This window comes from Salinibaculum sp. SYNS191 (genome assembly GCF_037338445.1).
Lineage (GTDB): Archaea > Halobacteriota > Halobacteria > Halobacteriales > Haloarculaceae > Salinibaculum > Salinibaculum marinum.
Genome location: NZ_CP147838.1, coordinates 798,952 through 819,614, shown reverse-complemented (window position 1 = coordinate 819,614; position 20,663 = coordinate 798,952). Strand labels below are relative to the sequence as shown.

Genomic DNA, 20,663 nt, shown 5'->3' with positions numbered 1-20,663 from the left:
CGACAGCAAAGGGTTGGGCCCTATTGGAACCCGATGCGGCCGCCGCTGCGCCGGCCCTGCGGTTCGGGGCCGCCGCCCTTGAAGTCGTCCTGCATCTTCTCGTAGTAGTCACGGATGTCGTCCGTGATGGTCGGCCGGACGTTCTCCATGGCCTTCCGGAAGTGGCGCATCTCCACCTCCTCGGCTTTCTCGTCCTCGCGCAGCGCCTCGATTGCGGCCTCGCGGCCGATGGACTCCAGGTCGGAGCCGACGAACCCTTCCGTGAGTTCGGCGAGTTCCCGCAGGCTGACGTCGGGGGCCAGCGGCGAGTCCTCGGTGTGAATCTTGAGGATCTGCTCGCGACCCTCGGTGTCGGGTTCGCCAATCATCACGAGGCGGTCGAACCGGCCCGAGCGGATGAGCGCCGGGTCGATCATGTCCGGCCGGTTGGTCGCGCCGATGACCATCACGTCCTCCATCTCCTCCAGCCCGTCGAGTTCCGTCAGGAGCTGGTTGACGACGCGCTCGGAGACGTTCGAACCGACCTCGCCGCCGCGGCCCGGTGCCAGCGAGTCGAGTTCGTCGAAGAAGATGACCGTCGGCGCGACCTGCCGGGCCTTCCGGAAGGTCTGGCGGATGGCCTTCTCCGACTCGCCGACCCACTTGCTGAGCAGCTGCGGCCCGCGCACGCTGATGAAGTTGGCGTCGGTCTCGTTGGCGACGGCCTTGGCCATCAGCGTCTTGCCGGTGCCGGGCGGTCCATAGAGCAGGACACCGGACGGCGGGCTGATACCCATGCGCTCGAACCGCTCCGGGCTGTTCATCGGCCACTCGACGGACTCGCGGACCTCGTTTTTGGCGTCCTCCAGGCCGCCCACGTCGTCCCAGCTGACCTTCGGCAGTTCCACGAGGACCTCCCGCATCGCGCTCGGACTCACCTCGTTGAGCGCGCCGCGGAAGTCGTCGCGTTTGATTATCATCCGGTCGATGAGACTCGGCGGGATGTCCTCCTCGTCGAGGTCGATCTCCGGCAGGTACCGCCGTAGCGCCTTCATCGCCGCCTCCTTGGTCAGCGACTCGATGTCTGCACCGACGAAGCCGTGCGTTTCGGTCGCCAGTTTGTCGAGGCTCACGTCGTCCGACAGCGGCATGCCGCGGGTGTGAATCTGGAGAATCTCCTCGCGGCCCACCTCGTCCGGGACGCCGATTTCGATTTCGCGGTCGAACCGGCCGGGTCGGCGAAGGGCGGGGTCGACGCTGTCGACGCGGTTCGTCGCCGCGATGACGATGACCTGGCCCCGCGATTCGAGGCCGTCCATCATCGTCAAGAGTTGGGCGACGACCCGGCGCTCGACCTCGCCGGTCACGTCCTCGCGTTTCGGCGCGATGGAGTCCAGTTCGTCGATGAAGATGATAGACGGGGCTTCCTCGCTGGCGTCCTCGAATATCTCCCGGAGTTGCTGCTCGGACTCGCCGTAGTACTTCGAGATGATCTCCGGCCCGGCGATAGAGAAGAAACTGGCGGAGGTCTCGTTTGCCACGGCCTTCGCGAGCAGGGTCTTCCCGGTGCCGGGCGGCCCGTGGAGTAGCACCCCCTGTGGCGGCTCGATGCCGAGTTTCTTGAATATCTGGGGGTGTTTCATCGGCAGTTCGACCATCTCGCGGACGCGCTGTATCTCCTTCTGGAGGCCGCCGATGTCCTCGTAGGTGATGCCGCCGCCGGTCTTCTCGAACCCGGAGATGGGCTCCTCGCGGAGTTCGACGTCGGTGTCCTCGGTGATGAGGACGACGCCCTCCGGTTCCGTCTCGACGGCGATGAGCGGAATCGCCTGGCCGGGCGAGCGCATGAACGGGTGGTTCGTCGAGGACATCACCGGGACGATGTCGCGCTCGACGACCGGCCGCTTGAGTATCTGCCGCTTGACCATGCCAGCGGCGTCGGAGCCGAACTGGACGCTGGCCTCCTCCGGCGGGGCCAGCACGAGCGTGTCCGCCTTCTCTGCTTCTGCCTTGCGTATCTCGACGCGCTCCCCGATTCCCACGTCGGCATTTTGTCGCGTGAAACCGTCGATGCGGACCGTGTCAGTGTTCCAGTCCTGCCGGTCCGCGCGCCACACCTTCGCCGCCGTAGTGTCACCACCCTCTATCTCGATGATGTCGCCGGGCGAGAGTTTGAGGTGCAAGAGCGTGTCGGGGTCAAGGCGAGCGATGCCGCGACCCGAGTCGTTTGGGTAGGCCTTCGCCACCTCTAGCTGAACTTCATTCATTGTAGACTGGGATGTGTTGACACTCGTGGATGCCCGGAGATATGCTTTTTGCTACCGGCGGGGTGTCCGGGCAATCGCAACCCCGTCGGCCCGCCCATCTGTCTGTCCGCTCGTCTCACTCGGTGGGACACCCGGTTAGATTCATTACCCTCCCTGCAATACACCTCCGATATGGTCTTTCTCGTCCCTTTCGACGGGTCGCCAGACTCCGAAGCCGCCCTCGCCCGCGCCGTCGAGCACGGTCAGGCGCTGGGTGAGGACGTCGTCGCGGTCAGCATCATCCCGACCGGCACGGCCTACGCCGAGCGGCGCAAGTGGATCCAACCGGACGAGGACTTCGCCGCCGAGACGGCCAGCGCCGAACTCCGGCGGAAGATAGCCGAGACGACCGACGACGCAGAGCGCAACTTCTCGGAGTCCGGGGCTTACTCCCCCGACGACGGTCTGACCGAGCGCGTCCGTCAGGTCGCCCGCGACGTCGACGCCTCCGTCCTCTTCGTCGGCGCGAGCGGGGACGCCTCGGACGACCGCCTCAAGACCCCCTTCGGTGAAGTCGTCAGCGACGCCGAGTACGACATCCACGTCGTCCGCACGGCCTGAGAGGCTCAAACGCCCGTTTGAGCCATCAGGAGGCCTTTTTCTGTCCGGAACCTTCGTCGGAGTATGCAACAGTCCCAGCACCGCACCGGTCGGCCGACCCGGCCGGACCCCGGCGAGACCGCGGCCGACTCGCTCGCGGACCCCACAGAGGCCGCCCCGACCGAGGACATCCACATCCGCAACTACGACGTCCAGCACTCCTATCGGGTCCGCGTCACGGTCACCGACGGACGCGAGACGGTGTTCGCACGCCGGTACACCCTCGACCCGGGCCAGTCCACCAGCGAACGCGACATCGTCGACGCGGGCACCTACGACGTGACCGTGGCACTCGACTCCCACCGGTCGGCGCGGACGCGCTGTCGCCTCGCGGATTCACCCGACGACACCGCCCTCGTCGAGGTCGGAAACGGCATCGTCAGCGTCTCCCAGGGACTGTACCGGTAGGTCCCGGGCGTTCGGCCAGCGACCCTCCACGTCTAAGCCGGAGCCGTGCGTATCGTCCACATGGAAGAGGACGTTCACGAGTACGATGGCGAGGACGTCGCGGTCTCGTTCGACTCGAACCGCTGTATCCACGCCCGCGAGTGCGTCGAGGGGCTCCCGGCCGTCTTCGACGTGGACCGCCGCCCCTGGGTCGACCCCGACGGGGACGACGCCGAAGCGGTCGCCGCGGTGGTCGAGCGCTGTCCAACTGGCGCGCTCCACTACGAGCGACTGGACGGCGGTCCCGGCGAGCGCGTCCCGGACCGAAACGTCGTCACCGTGGTCGAGGACGGCCCGCTGTACCTCCACGGCGACGTCGACGTCCAGACGGTCGACGAGGAGTCCGTGTTGCGGGACACCCGCGTCGGCCTCTGTCGCTGCGGGCACGCCGACAACAAGCCGCTGTGTGACAACAGCCACAACCGGGTGTTCACTGCCAGTGGCGTCGACCCCGGGGACGCTGTGCCAGACCCCGACGCGGACCCAGAGGGCGGTGACGAGACCGGGGCCGAACCCCTGCGGGTGACGCTGGTCCGGAACGGCCCGCTCCGTCTGGAGGGGCAGTTCACGCTCCGGACCGGCGATGGCGACCCGACCGAACACTCCCGGGCGACGCTGTGTCGCTGCGGGGCGTCCGCAGACAAGCCGTTCTGTGACAACTCGCACACCGGCATCGACTTCTCCACCGGCGAGGGGGAGTGACGTCCTGGCAGTCGACAGTGTATTGTCCCGCGCGGGCCTGCGCTCGTGTATGCGAACCATCGCACTCGACGGCCGGATGGGCGCCAGCGGCGACATGCTGCTCGGTGCGCTGCTCGCCGCCGGTGCCGACCGCTCGGCGCTCGCGCCCGTCGAGGACGCACTCGACGTGCGCTACGAGGTCGGGACGACCACGAAACGGGGCATCAGTGCGACCACGGTCGACGTGCGACTCGTCGACCCCGACGAGGACGGAGGCGCAAACCACCACACTCACGACGAGGACGACCACGCGGACGGCGACCACGCGCATGCAGACCACGACCACGTCCACGCGGAGGGTCACGGCCCGAGTCGGACCTACGCCGAAGTCGTCGACATCGTGGCCGGGATGGACCTCCCCGATGGCGTCGAAGCCGACGCGAGGGCCATCTTCGAGATACTGGGCGAGGCGGAGGCGGCCGTCCACGGGACCGACCTCGACGACACGCACTTCCACGAGGTGGGTACCGACGACGCCATCGCCGACGTGGTGGGCGTGTGTCTCCTGCTCGCCGACCTCGACGTCGACCGCGTGGTGACGACGCCGCTGTCGGTCGGCGGCGGCGAGGTGTCGATGTCCCACGGCACCTATCCCGTCCCCACGCCGGCAGTCGTCAACGTCGCCGAACGCGCCGACTGGCAGTTCGAAGGAGGACCGGTCGACGCCGAACTGCTCACGCCGACCGGCGCGGCCATCCTCGCCCACGTTGCGGAAGGCGTCGACGCTCTGCCACCGCTGACGGTCACCGCCTCGGGCTACGGTGCGGGTACCTACTCCTTCGACCAGCATCCGAACGTCCTCCGCGCCATCGTCGGCGAGCAGTCGGGCGACCTCAGCCGCGACAGCATCACCGTCCTGGAGACGAACCTGGACGACGCGGCCCCGGAACTGCTCGGCGGCCTCCAGGAGACGCTGACCGACGCCGGCGCGCTGGACGTCTCTATCGTCCCGCTGACGATGAAGAAGTCTCGCCCCGGCCACCTCGTGAAGGTCGTCGTCAAGCCCGAGGACGCACAGCGGGTCGCGCGGCGACTGGCCGAGGAGACCGGGACGCTCGGCGTCCGCGAACACGGCGCGGGGCACCGCTGGGTGGCCGACCGCGAGCGGGTGACGGCGACCGTTGCCCACGAGGGAACCAGATACGAGGTGGCGGTGAAGGTGGCCAGCGCCGACGGCGAGGTGTACGACGTCAGCGCGGAGTACGACGACGCGCTCGCCGTCGCGAACGAGACGGGACTGCCCCTGCGGGACGTCTCGCGGCGGGCGGAGGCGGCGGTCCGCGACGGCCGCGCCGACCGACTCGTCCACATCCTGGAGGGCGATGCCGACCCCACCGGGGACAGTCCCTACCGCGACCCGTCGCTGGACAGCGAGGGGTTCATCCACTGCTCGACGCCGGCGCAGGTGGTCACCATCGCGCAGACGCTGTACGCTGACGCCGAGGACCTCCGGCTTCTGGTCGTCGACCCCGACCGACTCGACGCGCCGGTGAAGTACGAGGAGATGCCACAGGGCGGCTACGCGCACGTCTACGGCCCGATAAATGCCGAGGCAATCGCGGACGTGGTGCCGTTCCCGACGGAGGACGGCCGCTACGTCCTCCCCGAGGAACTGCAATAGCGTCGCCCGCCGCGTCGCTCACTCCTCGCCGTGTTCGTCCAGGGCCTCGCGGATGGTGAGGTCGCCGACTGCGACCTTCCGCGCGAGCGTCTCGTCGATGGCGCGGTTCGCCTCGCTCTCCTCGCGCGAGCGGTCCTTGATGCGCTGGAGTTCGCCCGCAGTCGGCTCGATATCGCGGCTCTCGATGCGCTCGCCCTCGATGCGGGCGATGTTGACCGCCGCCAGCACGTCGCCCATCCCGCGGGTCCCGGCCCCGAGATAGGGCGTCGTCCCGCTCTCGTCGACGAGTTCGACCGGCGCGTCGATGTCGTCGATGATGCGCGACCCGACCAGACGCGCGCCGTCACCGATGCGGACCAGCGGGTCCGTCGCGTCCGCGAGTTCCTCCCCGACGACCTCGGCGGCGCGGTCGGCCGGCACCTGGAACGTGGCGACCACCATGTCGCCGACCAGCACCGCGATTCCCGGCCGCTCGCCGGGGTCGATGCCCACGACGGTCCGTCCCTCGCCGCCGCGCAGCAGCGTCACGACCTCCTCGACGGCCTGCCGGGGGGCGTCGGGTCTCGCCACGACCCGCGCCACGCCTGCCGGGACGTCGACTTCGTCGTCGGGGCCGGTCACCAGCACTGTCGTCCGCTCGGGAACGTCGTCGCCGGGCTCGACCGTGGTGAACTCCACGCCCCTGCCGCGCAGCTCCGTGACGATGTCGTGGTAGACCTCGAAGTCCTCGGTGGCGACGACTATCACGCCCCTCACTTGGCGACCGGCCTACTTACATCTCCCCCGTGTCCGCAGGTTTTTGACCGCCGCCCGGCAAGGTCGGACGATGACGGGCGGCCGCAACGCCAAGGGACACCTGCTGCTGGGTGTGCTGGTCTTCTTCGGCATCCTGGCCGCCACGCTCGGCGTCGAACTGGCGGTCGTCGCACTGCTCGCGGTCGGCCCGGTCGTGACCCTGGCCGCCCTGGTCGGCGTCGCGGCGGGGGTCCTTGTCCCCGATTCTGTCAGCGGCCTCCTGGTCTCTGTGCTGTTCTCGCTTTTGACGGTGCTCGTGCTCGTCGGTCTGGCCGTCAGCCGGGGCACCGACGTCGGCAGCCTGCTGGTGCTGTTCGGGCTCGTCGTCGACTTCCTCGCCGGCCTCGGAACGGTCCTCTCTGTCACCACGCCCGACGACACGGAGCGCCCGACGCCCGGCCCACCCCACGGCTTCTGACCCTGACCCGGTTCGGGCCGAGGCGAGGCCTTTTAACTCGGTCCGGTCCAAGCCAGACACGTGACAGACCCGATACCGACTGGTTGCGACGCGGTCGACGACCTGCTCGGCGGCGGCTTCGAGCGCGGGGCGGCGACCCAGGTGTACGGTCCGCCGGCCGCGGGCAAAACCAACGTCGTCCTCTCGGCGGCGATGGAGGTCGCCGCCGCCGGCCAGTCGGCGCTGTACGTCGACACCGAGGGACTCTCGCTGGACCGCCTGGAGCAACTCGCCGCGGGCCACGCCCGCGCGGACCAGACCGTCGACGACCTCGCCTCGCGCATCATCATCACCGACGCGCTCTCCTTCGAGGAACAGCAGGAGGCCGTCCAGGACGCCGCGGAGTTCGCCGAGCAGGTCGACCTCATCGTGCTGGACAGCGCGACCGGGTTCTACCGCCTGCGGCGGACCGAACAGGCCGAGGGCGAGACGCTGCGCGCCGTCGCCCGCCAGATTACGCACCTGCTCTCGCTCGCCCGCAAACACGACCTCGCCGTGGCCTTTACCAACCAGGTGTTCACCGACCCCGACTCCGACCAGGCGCGGGCGCTGGGCGGGCACACGCTGGACCACTGGTCCGGCGTCATCCTCCGCCTGGACCGGTTTCGCGGCGGCAACCGGCGCGCGACGCTGGAGAAACACCACGCCCGCGAGGCCGGCGCGACCGGACAGTTCCGCATCGTCGAGACGGGACTGGCCGACGCCGAGCGGTGACGGTCGGACCCCCACGAGGCTTATGTCCGTGGGCATAGAACTCGTTCCCGATGACAGCTCCGCCCTCCACTGACAGACGCAGTCTCCTGCAGACGAGCGCCGCCCTCCTCGGAGTCGCCGCGACCGGCGGGCTCGCCGGCTGTCTGGGCGACTCGGGCTCGGACTCCCCCGACGGCCAACGCGACGGCGACACCGGCCGCGTGGGGTACGTCCCCGCGATGGCCTCCGGCGTCGGCTACGTCGACGTCGAGACGTTCCTCGCCGACACGGCGCTCCGGGACGGCATCGATCGGAGCATCGCCTCGCTCACCGAATCGGCCGCGTTCAGCGAGCAGCAGACCCTCGACGGGTGGCTAGATACGGTGGCCGCCGACACCGGTTTCGACTTCCGACAGATGCGCGAAATCCTCGGGTTCCACCGCGTCGCCGACCGGGAGGAGAGCGGCGGCGGTGTCGTCCTGTGGACGGACTGGTCGAAATCGACGCTGCTCGACGAGTTCGGCGGTGAGGACGGCACGCTGACCGAGGAGACGTACCGCGGGACGACGCTGTACTCCCCGGAGGCCGGCGGGCCGCTCGCGGACCTCGGCGACGGCACGTACGCCATCGGAACCGACGCGGCCGTCCGGAGCGTCGTCGACCGCCGTCAGGGGGACGACGACGGGCTCTCGGGCCAACTCCGCTCGGTCTACACCGGCACCCGCGGCATGGGCCGGTATGCCGCGGCAGTCCCCGAGCGGGCCTTCGCCGGACTTGGTGTCGGCGAGGTGGACACCGGGACCCTCTCGGCGGTCGAGACGGCCGCGACGTCCGTCTACAGGGACGGCTCCAGCCGCGTCGTCGACGTCTCGATGGTCGCGTCCTCGGCGGACGCCGCGGAGGACGTCCGCAGCACGCTCCTGGGCGGGAAACAGCTACTCCTCGACCGCATCCAGCAGCTACAGTCGGAGGCCTCGGGTAGCGGGGGCCGCGTCGAGCAGTTCTACCTGACCGGTGCGTCGACGTATCTGGAAGACGCCACAGTCGCCCGGGACGGGTCGACGCTCACGGTCAGGTACGCCGCCCCGCCGGCGGAGTTCGCCCGGAACAGCCCGGTGACGTTCCTCTTTGGCGGCGTCCTTCTGAACACCGCGGGGTTCGTCCAGTCGTCGACCGAGGAGACCGGGGAGGGGTCGGCCGAGCAGGTTTCCAGCCGGCTTCGGCCGGTCAGGGGCGTCGGCACCGACGTCGCCGACGGGTCGGTCGGGACCGTCGAACTCGTGGTGGCCCCGACGGGGGGCGAGTCGCCCATCGACATCCGGGACGTCGTCGTCCGCTGGGCCGACGAGTCGGAGGCCTACACCCTCGTCCACGCCGAGGCGGACGCCGACGGCGCGACCGGAACCTACGGCGTGTCGAGCGTCGCGGACGACGACGGCTCGATAGCGGACAGTGGCGTGGTGAACGCGCCCGCCGACCGCGCGCGGCTCCGGTTCGACGTCGGCCAGCGCGACACCGTCCCGGGGGTCGACTCGGGCGCAGTGCCGGCACTGGAGGCGGGCGAGCGGGTGACCCTCCACCTTATCACCGGGTCGGGTGCGAGGACGGCGGTGGTACTGACGGTGCCGGAGACGCTGGCGGGAGAAGGGACAGTCAGGCTCCTCTAGGTCTAGTAGAGCAGGTCGTCGTCGTTCTCGACCATGTAGAGGGTGCGCGCGGCGATGTTGACCGCGTGGTCGCCGACGCGTTCGAGGTCCCGGATGGTCAACAGCAGTCGGTGGACGTCCCGCATCAGGCGTTCGACCTCTTCCTCGCTCTCGGTGTCCTCGCGCTCGATGAGTTCACGGGCGACCGTCTCGGAGGCGCGCTCGCACTGCTCGTCTAACGCGTCGTCGGCCTCGGCGATGGCGTAGCAGGCCTCCGCGTCCGCCTCGGCGTAGGCGTCCATCGCCGCCTCGACCATGTCGATGGTCTCGGAGCCGATCGCCTGGACGTCGACGTCGGGGAAGACGCTCTGCTGGGCTTCCAGCGTGTAGTCGCCGAGGTTGGTGGCGAGGTCGCCGATGCGTTCGAGGTCGGTGATAATCTTGAACGAGGCGGCGACGAAGCGGAGGTCGCCGGCGACCGGTTGCTGGAGCGCCAGCAGGTCGATGCAGTCCTGTTCGAGGTCGAGATAGAGCTGATTGATCTCGTGGTCGCCCTCGATGACGTCCCAGGCCAGGTCCTCGTCCTTCCGGTCGAGGGCGTCCAGTCCGGTCCGGAGCCGTTCCAGGACGACCTCGCTCATGTACAGGACGTCCTCGCGGAGTTCGTCGAGTTGGTCCTGATACCCCTCTCGTGGCATGCTCGTGGGTGTGCCGTCCCGAGGTATATAGGTTATGTTCGCCCCAACACTTCGATTGAGGCCTCAGTAGAGGAGTTCGTCGCTACTTTCGACCATGTAGAGGGTGCGGGCGGCGACGTTGACCGCGTGGTCGCCGACGCGTTCGAGGTCCCTGACTGTCAGCAGGACGCGCTGGGCCGACGAGAGCGTCGCGTCGACCGGCGTCTGGTGGTGGCGCTGCTCGACGAGCCCCCGGACCAGTCCGTCCGCGGCCTCGGCACACAGGTCGTCTATGGCGTCGTCGCGCTCGGCGACCTCGCGGCAGAGGTCGGGGTCCTGCCGGGCGTAGGCTGTCAGCGCGTCGTCGAGTTGCTCGGCGACCCGGTGGCCGATGGCGGCCAGGCGGTCCCGCGGCGGTCCCTCCCTGTTCATCTCCAGGACGTACCCGCCGAGGTTGGTGGCGAGGTCGCCGATGCGTTCGAGGTCGGTGATAATCTTGAACGAGGCGGCGACGAATCGGAGGTCGCCGGCGACGGGCTGTTGCAGCGTCAGGAGGTCGATGCAGTCGGACTCGATGGCGAGGTACTGCTCGTTGACCTCCGCGTCGCCGTCGCGGACGTACGCGGCCAGGTCCGGGTCGTGGTTCTCGATGGCGGCGACCGCACGGCGCAGGCGCGCCGCGACGGTCTCGCCGAGGGCGAGCACGTCGTCCTGGAGGTCGTCGAGGTCCTCCTGGAAGGACTCCCGTGGCATCTACCCGAACTTGCCGGTGATGTAGTCCTCGACGCGCTGGCTCTCCGGACTCTCGAATATCTTGTCCGTGTCGTCGTACTCGGCGAGTTCGCCGCCGGTGAGGAACACGGCCGTCTGGTCGGAGATGCGTGCGGCCTGTTGCATGTTGTGCGTGACGATGACCACCGTGTAGTCCTTCGCCAGTTCCTCCACCAGGTCCTCGATTTTCGAGGTGGCGATTGGGTCCAGCGCGGAGGCGGGTTCGTCCATCAGGATGACTTCCGGGTCGACGGCGAGACAGCGCGCGATGCACAGGCGCTGCTGTTGTCCGCCGGAGAGACCGAGCGCGTTGTCCTCCAGGCGGTCGTTGACCTCGTCCCAGAGGGCGGCCTGTTTGAGCGAGCGTTCGACGAGTTCGAGTTCCGCCTCGGTGTCGTCGCGGCCGAACAGGCGGGCGAGCAGCCCCTTGTTGATGTCGCCGTGCTTGCGCGGGCCGTAGGAGATGTTCTCGCGGATGGACTTCGGGAACGGGTTGGGGGCCTGGAAGACCATCCCGACGCGCTTGCGGAGTTCGACGAGGTTCGCGTTGGGGTCGTAGACCTCCATCCCGTCGAGTTCGACCGAGCCCTCGACGCGGGCGGACTTGATTCGGTCGTTCATGCGGTTGAGACACCGCAGGAACGTGGACTTGCCACACCCCGACGGCCCGATGAGCGCGGTGACGCTGTTCTCGGGAATCTCCATCGAGACGTCCTTGAGCGCGTGGTCGTCGCCGTAGTAGACGTCGAGGTCCTCGACGGTGAGTTTCGGGGGTCCGTCGAAGCGGTACTCCGTCCAGTCCTCGCGAATCTGCTCCTCGCTCTCGCCGCTGGTCGTCGTCTGCGTCTGTGCGCCTGTGCCCGTCTCCGTGTCTGTGTCCGTGTCTCCGATTGCGTTACTCATAGTCGAGTTTCCTCCTGAAGTACTTCCGAGCGATGATACCGACGGCGTAGAACGACAGCACGACCATCAGCAGGATAAAGGCCGAGGCCCACCCCATAGACTGGGAGCCGCTGACGCCCGCGCCGATGACGCCCCACACCTGCGTCGGCAGCGACGCCGACGCCTGCGTGAGCGCGTCGTTGACGATGAAGGGCGGCTGGTCGAGGATGCGGAAGCCGCCGAGCACGTCGATGGCTTCCGTCGCGTTCAGCGTCGAGCCGAGCACCAGGATGAGCGGTGCCGTCTCGCCGGCGATGCGGCCGACGCCGAGGATGACGCCGGTGATGACGCCCGGCATCGCCGCCGGCAGGACGACGCTGCGGACGGTCTGCCACTGGTCGACGCCCAGCGCGGCGCTGGCGTCGCGGTACTCGTCCGGGACGGCCAGAATCGCCTCCCGGCTGGTGATGAGCACCAGCGGCAATAGCATGAACCCGAGCACCAGTTGCCCCGCAATCAGCGACTCGTCGCCGCCGAGTCGCGGGATGAGGAAGGCGGCACCGAACAGCCCGAAGACGACGCTGGGCGTGCTCCAGAGGGCGTTGGTCGCCACCTCGACGACGCTCGTGAACTTGCCCTGTTCTGCATATTCCGTCAGGAAGACGGCCGCGCCGACGCCCAGCGGAATCGCAAAGAGCGACGCACCGATGACCAGCCAGACCGTGCCGACCACGGCCGGCAGGATGCCGCCGGGGACCTCCCCCAGCGGGATGTACGGCGACATCGTCATCGGCCACGACAGCGTCCCGGTGGTGCCGATGGTCACGCCGCCCAGCGTGAAGTCAGCGCCGGTCAGCGCGACGTGCAGCGCCATCAGGACGACGAAGCCGACGGTGGCCGCGAGGGCGAGCACAATCTGGTCGCCGAGAATCCGCCCGGTGAGGCTCTTCTCGGCCGACCGCCGGGCGAGGGTGAGGGCGACGGCCGTCACGAGCGAGACGCCGGCGGCGGCCATCGCCACCATCGGCACGAGGTTCGCCGGGCCGACCACGGGATTCACGCCGGCGGTCGGTTCGAGGAAGACGACGGCCGCGAGCAGGGCGAGGCCGCCGAAGACGCCAACGGGGAACAGCTGTGCGCGCTCCCGGGCGGTCTCGGCCATCGACCCGTCGCCAGCGAGCGTCCCGGCCAGGGGGAGCAGTGCCAGCGCGCCCGCGCCGAGGGTACTGACGACGACGGCGGCCAGCCCGAGCGTGTCGGCGAGCGGGAGGCCGAACGGCTGCTTGCCGAGTACCACGAAGGCGACGTTCAGGACGGCCAGCGCCGCGACCGCGAGCGGGACCGCCGTTCTGACCGGGGCGAGGCGGTCGATGTCCCCGCCGACGTTACGGAGGCTCCCGTACTTGCGGAGCAAGTAGACGAAGAGGAGCAGGCCGGCGACGAGGACGAGGAGGGTCCCGACTTTCGCCGTCGGGGTGACAGACACCGCCGTGTCGAGGACGACCTGCTCCCGGTTGACGAGGACGGTGTAGGTAAAGGGGAACTCCACGGCGTCGCCGGTCAGGACGACCGACAGCAGCAGCGCGGCGAGCGAACCGATTGCGGCCAGGGGCAGCACGCGGAAGAACTGCCGGGCACCGCCGTGCCACTCGTCGGAGCCCGCCGGCGCTCGCGCCCGGTTGAGCGCGAGCACGAGCAGCGGCGCGAGCAGGACGAGCGCCGACGGCGCGCCGATAGCGAACCCGTGGAAGGCGTAGCCGACGCCCTTGACGGTGACAAAGAGGACGATGGAGACCATCACCGCGACCATCAGGAAGGCGTTGAGGTTGATGACGAAGAACGCCCCGAACTGGCGCCCGCGGGCACCGAAGCCGGCCCGGCTCTTCGCGGCGGCCCAGCTCCCCAGCAGGGAGCCAAAGAGGGCAAAGAGCGGGATGACCGTCCCGCCGGTGAAGCCGCCGTTGATGGCCTCGGGGTTCCACTCCCAGCCGAGGCCGATGGTCGCCGTGGTGACTGTCAGGCCGAGGACGCCGACGATGACGGCGGCCGGCAGCGTCGACCCGAGGTCTTCGCGGGGCACGACGGCCAGCACCAGCAGGCCGACGCCGCCGCCGAGGGCGACGGCGACCCACGCCGGGGAGTCGAACCCGACGAGCGTGCCGCCCAGCGCCGCTCCCAGGAACAGGCCGACGATGCCGAAGACGACGCCCGCGAGCAGGCCGGCGGTCGCGTTCGGTTCGGTGTCGACGAGTTCCAGCCGGGAGGTGACCCCCGCCGTGGCGACGGCGACGGCCTGGACGAGCAACATCAGTCCGAGCGCCGTCGCCAGCGTCATGTCGACGGCGTAGGTCACTACCGTCAACCCGACGAGGCTGACGAGCGCCCCGAGGGCGATACCCCGCACGCGTCGGGAGGTGACCGGGACGACGTTGGTGTAGGAGAACAACCCGACGAGGCCGACGCCGCCGACGGCGACGGCCAGCATCGTGAGGAACAGTTCACCGAGTGCCGCGCCGCTCGTGTCGAGCGCGACCACCTTCCCGAGGGTGAGCATGCCGAGCGTGAACTCGACGACGCTGAGCGCGATTGCGCTGTCCAGCCCTCTGTCGTAGCGGTTCGACTCCTCGGCGACCAGCGCGTTCCGGTCTGCGTAGCCCTCGCTCATTGTTGCCCCTTCAGTTTCGCTTCCATCCGTCGTTCGATGTACTGTGCCACGATACTCATGCTGGCGACGATGGCGAACAGCATCACGCCGGCGACGAACAGCACGTCCAGCGTGCTCGCGGAGGCGTCACCGTAGGACGTGGCGATGCGGCTCGTCAGCGTGACTCCCTGGCCGAAGATGTCGTACAGCGGTTCCGGGAAGCCGGTGCCGGCGGCCATGATCGCGGCGACGGCCATCGTCTCGCCGATGGCCCGTCCCAGCCCGAGGATGATGGCCGCGGAGATGCCGGAGAAGGCCGCGGGGATGGAGATGCTCTTCATCGTCTGCCACTTCGTCGCCCCCATCGCGACGGACCCGTCGCCCATCGAATCCGGGACGCTGGAGATTGCGTCTTCGGCGACGGAGACGACCGTCGGCAGCGCCATCACGCCGACGACGGTGCCGGCGATGAGGAAGCTAGCGCCGTCGTCGAGGAAGGCGTCCTGGATGAAGCTGTTCAACACGGCGAAGCCGATGAACCCGTAGACGATAGAGGGGATGCCGGCCAGGATCTCGACGGCCGGCTTGATGACCTCCCGCAGACCGTCGCTGGCGACTTCGGCGATGAAGAGCGCGCCGAACAGGCCCAGCGGGCCGGCGACCAGGCCGGCTATGATGGTCACGATGACCGTCGCCCAGATGGCCGGAATCAGCGAGTAGGCCCCGCTGCCGGGATTCCAGAACGATTCGGCCGTCGGCAGCACGTTCTCCAGCCAGAAGAACCACCGAATCCCCCCCTCCTGGATGGGGACGGTCAGCAGTCCGATTCCGTGTCTCTCGACCGCGGGCCAGGCACTCGCAAAGAGGAAGTACGTGATGAAGCCGACGGTCAGCACCGTCAGGACCGTCGCGACGAGTGTCAGCAACCGTGCGACCTCCGCCTGGTAGGTCGCCCAGCCGACCGCCGTGACCAGCAGGAAGGCGGCCAGCACCGGGAGTGCGAAGGCCGGCCGGAACAGGAAGACCAGAATCGTCGCCGCCAGCGTGCCAGCCGTGGCGGCGGTAGTCAACAGCGACCCCTCTGTCGCGTCTCCGCCGATGAGTATCTCGCGCGCGCTCGTTGTCAGCCCGTCTCTCATTGTGTCTGTCTCAAAAATCTAGTGTCCTTGCTGTGTGACCGGGGCGTTTGACGGCAGTGGACTCGAATGCGCCCGGCGTCTACGCGTCCGTCGGCTCGGGGAGCTTCGCGAGCTCCTCCTCCTGGCGACGGCCGCCGAGCGCGAAGTAGTTGTTCGGCTTGACGAAGGTGTCCTGCCCGAAGTCGCTCAGAATCATCCGGATGAAGGCGGCTTCCTTCTTCGAGGTGCCCTGCCACGTGTAGCAGTGCAGGTCACGCGAGAGCGGGTAGGCCTTCGAGTCCAGCCCGTTCTGGTCGTCCTGGTACGAGTAGGTCGTCCCTTCCCACTCCAGGGCGACGGGGGCGAGGCCGTCCGTGTCGATGAAGGCCAGCGCCAGGTAGCTGATGGCGTTATCGGCCTGTGCGATTGCCTGCGCGAGGCGCTGGTTCTGCCCGAAGCGGTTGGCGACCGTCGTCTCGGCCTCGGGGTCGTTGAAGACGTTGCTGACGAAGGAGGTCCGCGTCCCGGAGCCCTTGACGCGGGCGAGGACGCGCATCTCCTTGTCCGGGCCACCGACTTCGCTCCAGTTCGTGATGCGGCCCTTGTAGATGTCCTTCAGCTGCTGGCCGGTGATCTTCTCGACGCCAGCGTCGGCAATCTCCTGGGAGACGACCAGCGGCTGGCCGTCGACGCCGACGACGTGGTCGACGAAGTCGTCGTAGGAGTCACGGTCCGGCAGTTCGTCCTCGACGTTGCCGGAGGAGTTGCCGATGTCGTGTTTGCCGTCGCGGACCTTCTCGACGCCGGTCCCGGAGTGGGACAGGCCGACCGTGACCGTGAACGGCGGTCCCTCGTCGCCAGCGGGCTCGAAGCCGTAGAGGCCGGCCCAGTAATCTGCGAGGTTCTTGTCCGTGTCGATGTCGTACTCGCCGTGGGGCCAGTATTCGGTGTCGGAGGCCGGCCGGTTCGCGTTCCAGTACGACGAGCCCGTGTTCGAGATGGGGTACACCGTCGAAGACCCGCCGGACTCCAGCGGCGACGTGTCCATCTGGTTGCTGGTGTCGCTGGTTTCGGTCTCCGTCTCGGTGTCTTCCGAACTGCTGCCACCGTCAGCGCCGCTGCCACCGTCGGACCCACTGCCACCGTCGGAACCGTCCGAGCCGTCTCCGTCCGCGTCCTCGCTGGAACAGCCCGCCATCGCGGCCGCACCCGCCGCGCCTGTCCCGATGAGGAATTTCCGTCGCGATACGCCGTCAAGACGCCTGTCTTGCGTCATCGCCTGGATATCGAGGATAGGTAATAAAACTCGTTTATAATAGCTGAACGTCTGTCTATTGGCGTAACTTTGCCGTTCGTGGGGGGACGTGACCCTACGAACTGGTATATACTGCTCCCGAACCGAACGTAGACTCCTGCGACCACCAGCAACTGCCCAGTTCGGCCCGCTCCAGTGCTCTCCGGCGGTGCTAACAGATTCACGTCAGTTCTACAGATACGTTTATATCACGAGCGAGCGTCCGCTCCCCGAGCATAATGTCGAGCGACCGCGGTCAGTCAGTCTGTCGACGGTGTGGTGAACGAGCCGAGACCGGCGGGCAGCCACCGGGCCGGCCACAGTCGGACCCGCTGGTCGTCAGCGAGTGTCCCAACTGCGGCGCACTCTTGAGCATCGGCGGCCATCCCTGGTAGAAATTCGACTCGGACGCGCGGACCCTATCCGAACTTGCCGGTGATGTAGTCCTCGACGCGCTGGCTCTCCGGGTTCTCGAAGATGGACTCCGTGTCGCCGAACTCGACGAGTTCGCCGCCGGTCAGGAAGACGGCGGTCTTGTCGGAGATACGCGCGGCCTGTTGCATGTTGTGGGTGACGATGACCACCGTGTAGTCCTCGGCGAGTTCCTCGATGAGGTCCTCGATTTTGGAGGTGGCGATGGGATCCAGCGCCGAGGCGGGTTCGTCCATGAGGATGACGTCGGGGTCGACGGCGATGGCGCGGGCGATGCAGAGACGCTGCTGTTGCCCCCCGGAGAGGTCCAGCGCGCTCTTGTCGAGCTGGTCGGACACCTCGTCCCACAGGGCGGCTCGCTTCAGTGCCGTCTCGACTTTCTCGTCTAAGTTGTCGTCGTCGTCCTGGATGCGCAGGCCGTAGGCGACGTTGTCGTAGATGCTCTTGGGGAAGGGGTTGGGGTGCTGGAACACCATGCCGATCTGCCGGCGCAGCGCCACGGGGTCGACGTCCTCGTCGTAGACGTTCTTGCCCTCGAAGTAGAGTTCGCCCTCGACGCGGGCGGTGTCGATGAGGTCGTTCATGCGGTTGATACACCGCAGGAACGTCGACTTGCCACAGCCGGAGGGGCCGATCATCGCGGTGACCTGCTTGGCGGGAATCTCCATCGAGACGTCGTCGAGCGCCTGCACGTCGTCGTAGAACACGTCGAGGTGGCGCGCCTCGATGACCGACCGGGCGGTGGCCGTCGACGCCGACTCCGACCGGCCCTCGACGTCGATGCTGGAGTCGACCAGCGGCTCGCCCGACGGGTCGGGGGTGGATGCCGTCTCGGCTGTCTGTGGGTCGGTGCCGCCGTCCGTCCGTGGTGTGTCGTTGTCTGTCATGGTTCAGGACTCCCGCTGGTACTTGTTCCGGATGACGATGGCCGTCCCGTTCATCAGCAACAGGACCGCAAGCAGCGTGACGACGCCGGCCGCCAGCACGCCGTGACGGAAGGCCGGGTCCAGTTGCGTCGACCAGGAGAAAATCTGGCGGGGCATCGCCGCCCCCAGGTCGAAGAAGCCGTTCGGCGCGAGGCGCACCGACGCGGCCAGGCCGACCATCAGCAGCGGTGCCGTCTCGCCGATGGCCCGGCCCAGCGCCAGGATTGTCCCGGTGAGGATGCCCGGCATCGCCTGCGGGAGGACGACGTTCCGGACCGTCTGCCACCGCGTCGCGCCCATGCCGTAGGAGGCCTGCCGGTGGGAGTCGGGCACCGCGCGGATGGCCTCCTGGGCGGAGATGATGACGATTGGCAGGATGAGCAGACCGACCGCCAGCGCGCCGACGATGACCGAGCCAGTCGGCATGTTGATGAAGCGGATGAAAAGCGCCAGCGCGAGCAGGCCGTAGACGACGGAGGGGACGCCGGCGAGGTTCCCGATGTTGATCTCGATGAGCGTGACGATCCGCCCGACCGGCCCCGACGACGGGGCGTACTCCTCCAGGTAGATGGCCGCGCCGACGCCGACCGGGAAGGTGGCGACGATGATGACCACCATCATCATCACCGACCCCACGAGCGCCGGATAGATGCCCGCGTCCGCCGGCGTCCGCGACGTGGCGTTCAGCAGGAAGCCGAGATCGAGCCACGGGTCCGGTGGCGCGAAGCCGAGTTGCCGGACCAGGAACGCACCCAGCAGGACGCCGACGACGAGGACGACGGGGAAGACCAGCCCCTGCGTCCCTTCGTCGCGGCGAACGACGCCCTCGACGTAGAATGCCAGCGGCGGGACGGTGAGGGAGGTCAGGATGACCCACCCTTCCACGCCGGTGCCGACTATCGGGCCGAGGACGAACCCGGCCGCGGCGAGGACGACGGTCCCGCCGAGCAGGAGGAGTCCGTCGCGGCGATTGCCCCGCCGTCGGCCAATGAAAAGGGCGAACAGCCCGGCGACGGGGACCGTCAGCGTCAGCACCAACAGCAGCCAGTCGGCGGGCAGGACCGGCACCATCATGATGAGTTCCCGGAGGCTCGTGATGCGAATCTGAAGCACCGGCCCCATGCCGAGTTGCGTCGTCGCCCAGTTCACGACGGTGTTGAACTCCGCCGGCGGGAGCCCGAAGACGGCGACGGTCGGGGCGAGGATGATGACGCCGAGGCGTTCGAGCGCGGCCCGGGGGCGCAGTCGGCCGTGAGCGACGATGGCTCCGACGCCCACTGCCGTCGACACGGCCAGCGCGAACAGTTCGATGACCGAGATAAGTTCGACGATGACCACGAGCAGGGCACCGGCGACGAGCGTTCCGACGATGGGGATGCCGGTCGTCGAGTAGGCCACCTCGCCGGCGGGGTCGTCGAGCCGGTAGTAGTACGCCGCAAGCCCGACGACGGGGACGACCAGCGTCAGGAAGTAGACGAGGTGCCAGCCGGGGTCGGCCGACAGCGGGCGGAACGCGTCGGCGGCCACGAACAGCAGCAGGACGAGGACGGTCATCAGCGCGAACGACGTCGCGGCGAGACAGACGGCCTCGAAGGCCTTGCCGCGGATGCGGCTGATGCCGCTCTCGCCGGTGCCGAAGCCGACGTCCTGTTCGGGCGCGGCCATCAGTGGCTCACCTCCGTCGGTCGCGTCATTCGTACTCCTCCCTGTACCGGGCGGCGATGCGGTTGCTCGCGAGGTTCATGAGGAACGTGATTGCAAAGAGTGTGAGGCCGATGGCGAACATGCTCTTGAAGCCGGCCTCGCTGACGACGTCCGCGCCGTTGATCTGGACCATCGCGGCTGTCATCGGCTGGTTGCCCTGCAAGAGGTTCGACAGCGGGTCGGAGAAGTCGATGAGCCGCGAGCGACTCCCCATGGCGACGACGACGATCATCGTCTCGCCGATGGCACGTGACAGCGCCAGGATGAACGACGAGAAGATGCCGGAGACGGCGGCGGGGATGACGACGCCGGTCGACACCTCGAACTTCGTCGCGCCCATGCCGTAGGCGGCCTGGCGCAGCGAGTCGGGGACGGCGCTCATGGCGTCCTCGCTGAGGCTGGAGACCATCGGGATGATCATGATGCCGACCATGATCGAGGCGCTGAGCGTGTTGAAGGTGTTCAGTGGCACTCCGACCCCCTGCAGGAACGGGGTCACGTACACGAGCGCGAAGATACCGTAGACGACGGTCGGGATGCCGGCGAGCACCTCCAGGGCGGGCTTGAGAACCGAGCGGGCGCCGTCGCTGGCGTACTCGCTGAGGTAGACCGCGGCGGCCACGCCGACGGGCAGGGCGATGAACGCGGCGATGACCGTCACGAGAATCGTCCCGCTGACCAGCGGCAACACGCCGTACAGCCCCCTGTCGAGCAGGAACTCGGTCCCGGTGAAGAAGTCGATGGGGTTGACAATCCCGAAGAAGTCGAGCGCGTCACGCGCGAGCAACACGACGATGCTGAGCGTCACGAAGATAGAGAGACTGGCGCACAGAAAGAGGACGTATCTATATATCCGCTCCCGCGCGGCCCGGCCGGCGGGACGGGACGTTATGTCACGGTCCGTCTCTGTACTCATTGTGAGGTGGTCTG

Annotated in this window: 19 protein-coding genes and 1 pseudogene; 9 read left to right on the top strand and 11 right to left on the bottom strand. The window is 68.2% G+C overall.

Annotated features, from left to right (window positions below; genetic code table 11):
• Positions 1–20: 20 nt before the first annotated feature.
• Positions 21–2,246 carry a CDC48 family AAA ATPase gene (locus WDJ57_RS04435; RefSeq protein WP_338904270.1) on the bottom strand — a complete coding sequence of 742 codons (2,226 nt, stop codon included), beginning with the start codon at positions 2,244–2,246 and terminating at the stop codon, positions 21–23.
• Positions 2,247–2,417: 171 nt separating this feature from the next.
• Here WDJ57_RS04435 and WDJ57_RS04430 point away from each other — a divergent pair, with 171 nt between their 5' ends.
• From WDJ57_RS04430 to WDJ57_RS04410, 5 genes and pseudogenes are all read left to right on the top strand, one after another.
• Positions 2,418–2,846, top strand: a complete 429-nt coding sequence (locus WDJ57_RS04430) for a universal stress protein (RefSeq protein WP_338904269.1) — start codon at positions 2,418–2,420, stop codon at positions 2,844–2,846.
• Between the two features lie 63 nt (positions 2,847–2,909).
• The gene (locus WDJ57_RS04425; RefSeq protein WP_338904267.1) at positions 2,910–3,293 is read left to right on the top strand and encodes a hypothetical protein; all 384 of its coding nucleotides are present in this window, start codon (positions 2,910–2,912) and stop codon (positions 3,291–3,293) included.
• A 60-nt stretch (positions 3,294–3,353) separates the two neighbouring features.
• Positions 3,354–4,034: a CDGSH iron-sulfur domain-containing protein gene (locus WDJ57_RS04420; protein WP_338904266.1), complete on the top strand. Its 681-nt coding sequence runs from the start codon at positions 3,354–3,356 to the stop codon at positions 4,032–4,034.
• Between the two features lie 49 nt (positions 4,035–4,083).
• Positions 4,084–5,358 (top strand): annotated as a pseudogene (larC, locus tag WDJ57_RS04415) (nickel pincer cofactor biosynthesis protein LarC); the annotation flags it as partial.
• 24 nt (positions 5,359–5,382) lie between these two features.
• Positions 5,383–5,694: a DUF952 domain-containing protein gene (locus WDJ57_RS04410; protein WP_338906249.1), complete on the top strand. Its 312-nt coding sequence runs from the start codon at positions 5,383–5,385 to the stop codon at positions 5,692–5,694.
• An 18-nt stretch (positions 5,695–5,712) separates the two neighbouring features.
• Here WDJ57_RS04410 and WDJ57_RS04405 read toward each other — a convergent pair whose 3' ends face one another.
• Complete coding sequence (locus WDJ57_RS04405; RefSeq protein ID WP_338904265.1) at positions 5,713–6,441, bottom strand: hypothetical protein; 729 nt, start codon at positions 6,439–6,441, stop codon at positions 5,713–5,715.
• Between the two features lie 79 nt (positions 6,442–6,520).
• Here WDJ57_RS04405 and WDJ57_RS04400 point away from each other — a divergent pair, with 79 nt between their 5' ends.
• From WDJ57_RS04400 to WDJ57_RS04390, 3 genes are read left to right on the top strand one after another with little or no spacing between them, the layout of a single operon-like run.
• Complete coding sequence (locus tag WDJ57_RS04400) at positions 6,521–6,907, top strand: hypothetical protein (RefSeq protein ID WP_338904263.1); 387 nt, start codon at positions 6,521–6,523, stop codon at positions 6,905–6,907.
• A gap of 60 nt (positions 6,908–6,967) precedes the next feature.
• Positions 6,968–7,660, top strand: coding sequence for a DNA repair and recombination protein RadB (radB, locus tag WDJ57_RS04395; RefSeq protein WP_338904261.1), 693 nt, complete (start codon positions 6,968–6,970; stop codon positions 7,658–7,660).
• A 50-nt stretch (positions 7,661–7,710) separates the two neighbouring features.
• Positions 7,711–9,306 carry a hypothetical protein gene (locus WDJ57_RS04390; RefSeq protein ID WP_338904260.1) on the top strand — a complete coding sequence of 532 codons (1,596 nt, stop codon included), beginning with the start codon at positions 7,711–7,713 and terminating at the stop codon, positions 9,304–9,306.
• A gap of 2 nt (positions 9,307–9,308) precedes the next feature.
• Here WDJ57_RS04390 and phoU (WDJ57_RS04385) read toward each other — a convergent pair whose 3' ends face one another.
• The 6 genes from phoU (WDJ57_RS04385) to WDJ57_RS04360 form a co-directional block, all read right to left on the bottom strand.
• Complete coding sequence (gene phoU, locus WDJ57_RS04385; RefSeq protein WP_338904258.1) at positions 9,309–9,983, bottom strand: phosphate signaling complex protein PhoU; 675 nt, start codon at positions 9,981–9,983, stop codon at positions 9,309–9,311.
• Between the two features lie 63 nt (positions 9,984–10,046).
• Entirely contained in the window at positions 10,047–10,715 is a 669-nt protein-coding gene (phoU, locus tag WDJ57_RS04380) for a phosphate signaling complex protein PhoU (RefSeq protein WP_338904256.1), read from the bottom strand.
• A complete protein-coding gene (pstB, locus tag WDJ57_RS04375) occupies positions 10,716–11,636 on the bottom strand; it encodes a phosphate ABC transporter ATP-binding protein PstB (protein ID WP_338904254.1) in 921 nt (306 codons plus the stop codon).
• Positions 11,629–14,280, bottom strand: a complete 2,652-nt coding sequence (pstA, locus tag WDJ57_RS04370) for a phosphate ABC transporter permease PstA (protein ID WP_338904252.1) — start codon at positions 14,278–14,280, stop codon at positions 11,629–11,631. The genes pstB (WDJ57_RS04375) and pstA (WDJ57_RS04370) overlap by 8 nt, the downstream gene beginning before the upstream one ends.
• The gene (gene pstC / locus WDJ57_RS04365; RefSeq protein ID WP_338904251.1) at positions 14,277–15,398 is read right to left on the bottom strand and encodes a phosphate ABC transporter permease subunit PstC; all 1,122 of its coding nucleotides are present in this window, start codon (positions 15,396–15,398) and stop codon (positions 14,277–14,279) included. Before pstC (WDJ57_RS04365) ends, pstA (WDJ57_RS04370) begins: the two co-directional genes overlap by 4 nt.
• A gap of 79 nt (positions 15,399–15,477) precedes the next feature.
• A complete protein-coding gene (locus WDJ57_RS04360; RefSeq protein WP_338904249.1) occupies positions 15,478–16,653 on the bottom strand; it encodes a substrate-binding domain-containing protein in 1,176 nt (391 codons plus the stop codon).
• A 257-nt stretch (positions 16,654–16,910) separates the two neighbouring features.
• Between WDJ57_RS04360 and WDJ57_RS04355 the strand changes: the two genes are divergently transcribed.
• The gene (locus tag WDJ57_RS04355; RefSeq protein WP_338904247.1) at positions 16,911–17,066 is read left to right on the top strand and encodes a hypothetical protein; all 156 of its coding nucleotides are present in this window, start codon (positions 16,911–16,913) and stop codon (positions 17,064–17,066) included.
• Positions 17,067–17,090: 24 nt separating this feature from the next.
• Here the strand turns inward: WDJ57_RS04355 and pstB (WDJ57_RS04350) are convergent, their stop codons facing one another.
• Genes pstB (WDJ57_RS04350) through pstC (WDJ57_RS04340) form a run of 3 tightly spaced genes read right to left on the bottom strand, consistent with a single transcriptional unit; the run spans position 17,091 to position 20,649 of the window.
• Entirely contained in the window at positions 17,091–17,990 is a 900-nt protein-coding gene (gene pstB, locus WDJ57_RS04350) for a phosphate ABC transporter ATP-binding protein PstB (RefSeq protein ID WP_338904246.1), read from the bottom strand.
• Positions 17,991–17,993: 3 nt separating this feature from the next.
• Positions 17,994–19,694, bottom strand: coding sequence for a phosphate ABC transporter permease PstA (gene pstA / locus WDJ57_RS04345; protein ID WP_338904244.1), 1,701 nt, complete (start codon positions 19,692–19,694; stop codon positions 17,994–17,996).
• A 25-nt stretch (positions 19,695–19,719) separates the two neighbouring features.
• Positions 19,720–20,649 carry a phosphate ABC transporter permease subunit PstC gene (pstC, locus tag WDJ57_RS04340; protein WP_338904243.1) on the bottom strand — a complete coding sequence of 310 codons (930 nt, stop codon included), beginning with the start codon at positions 20,647–20,649 and terminating at the stop codon, positions 19,720–19,722.
• Between the last annotated feature and the right edge of the window lie 14 nt (positions 20,650–20,663).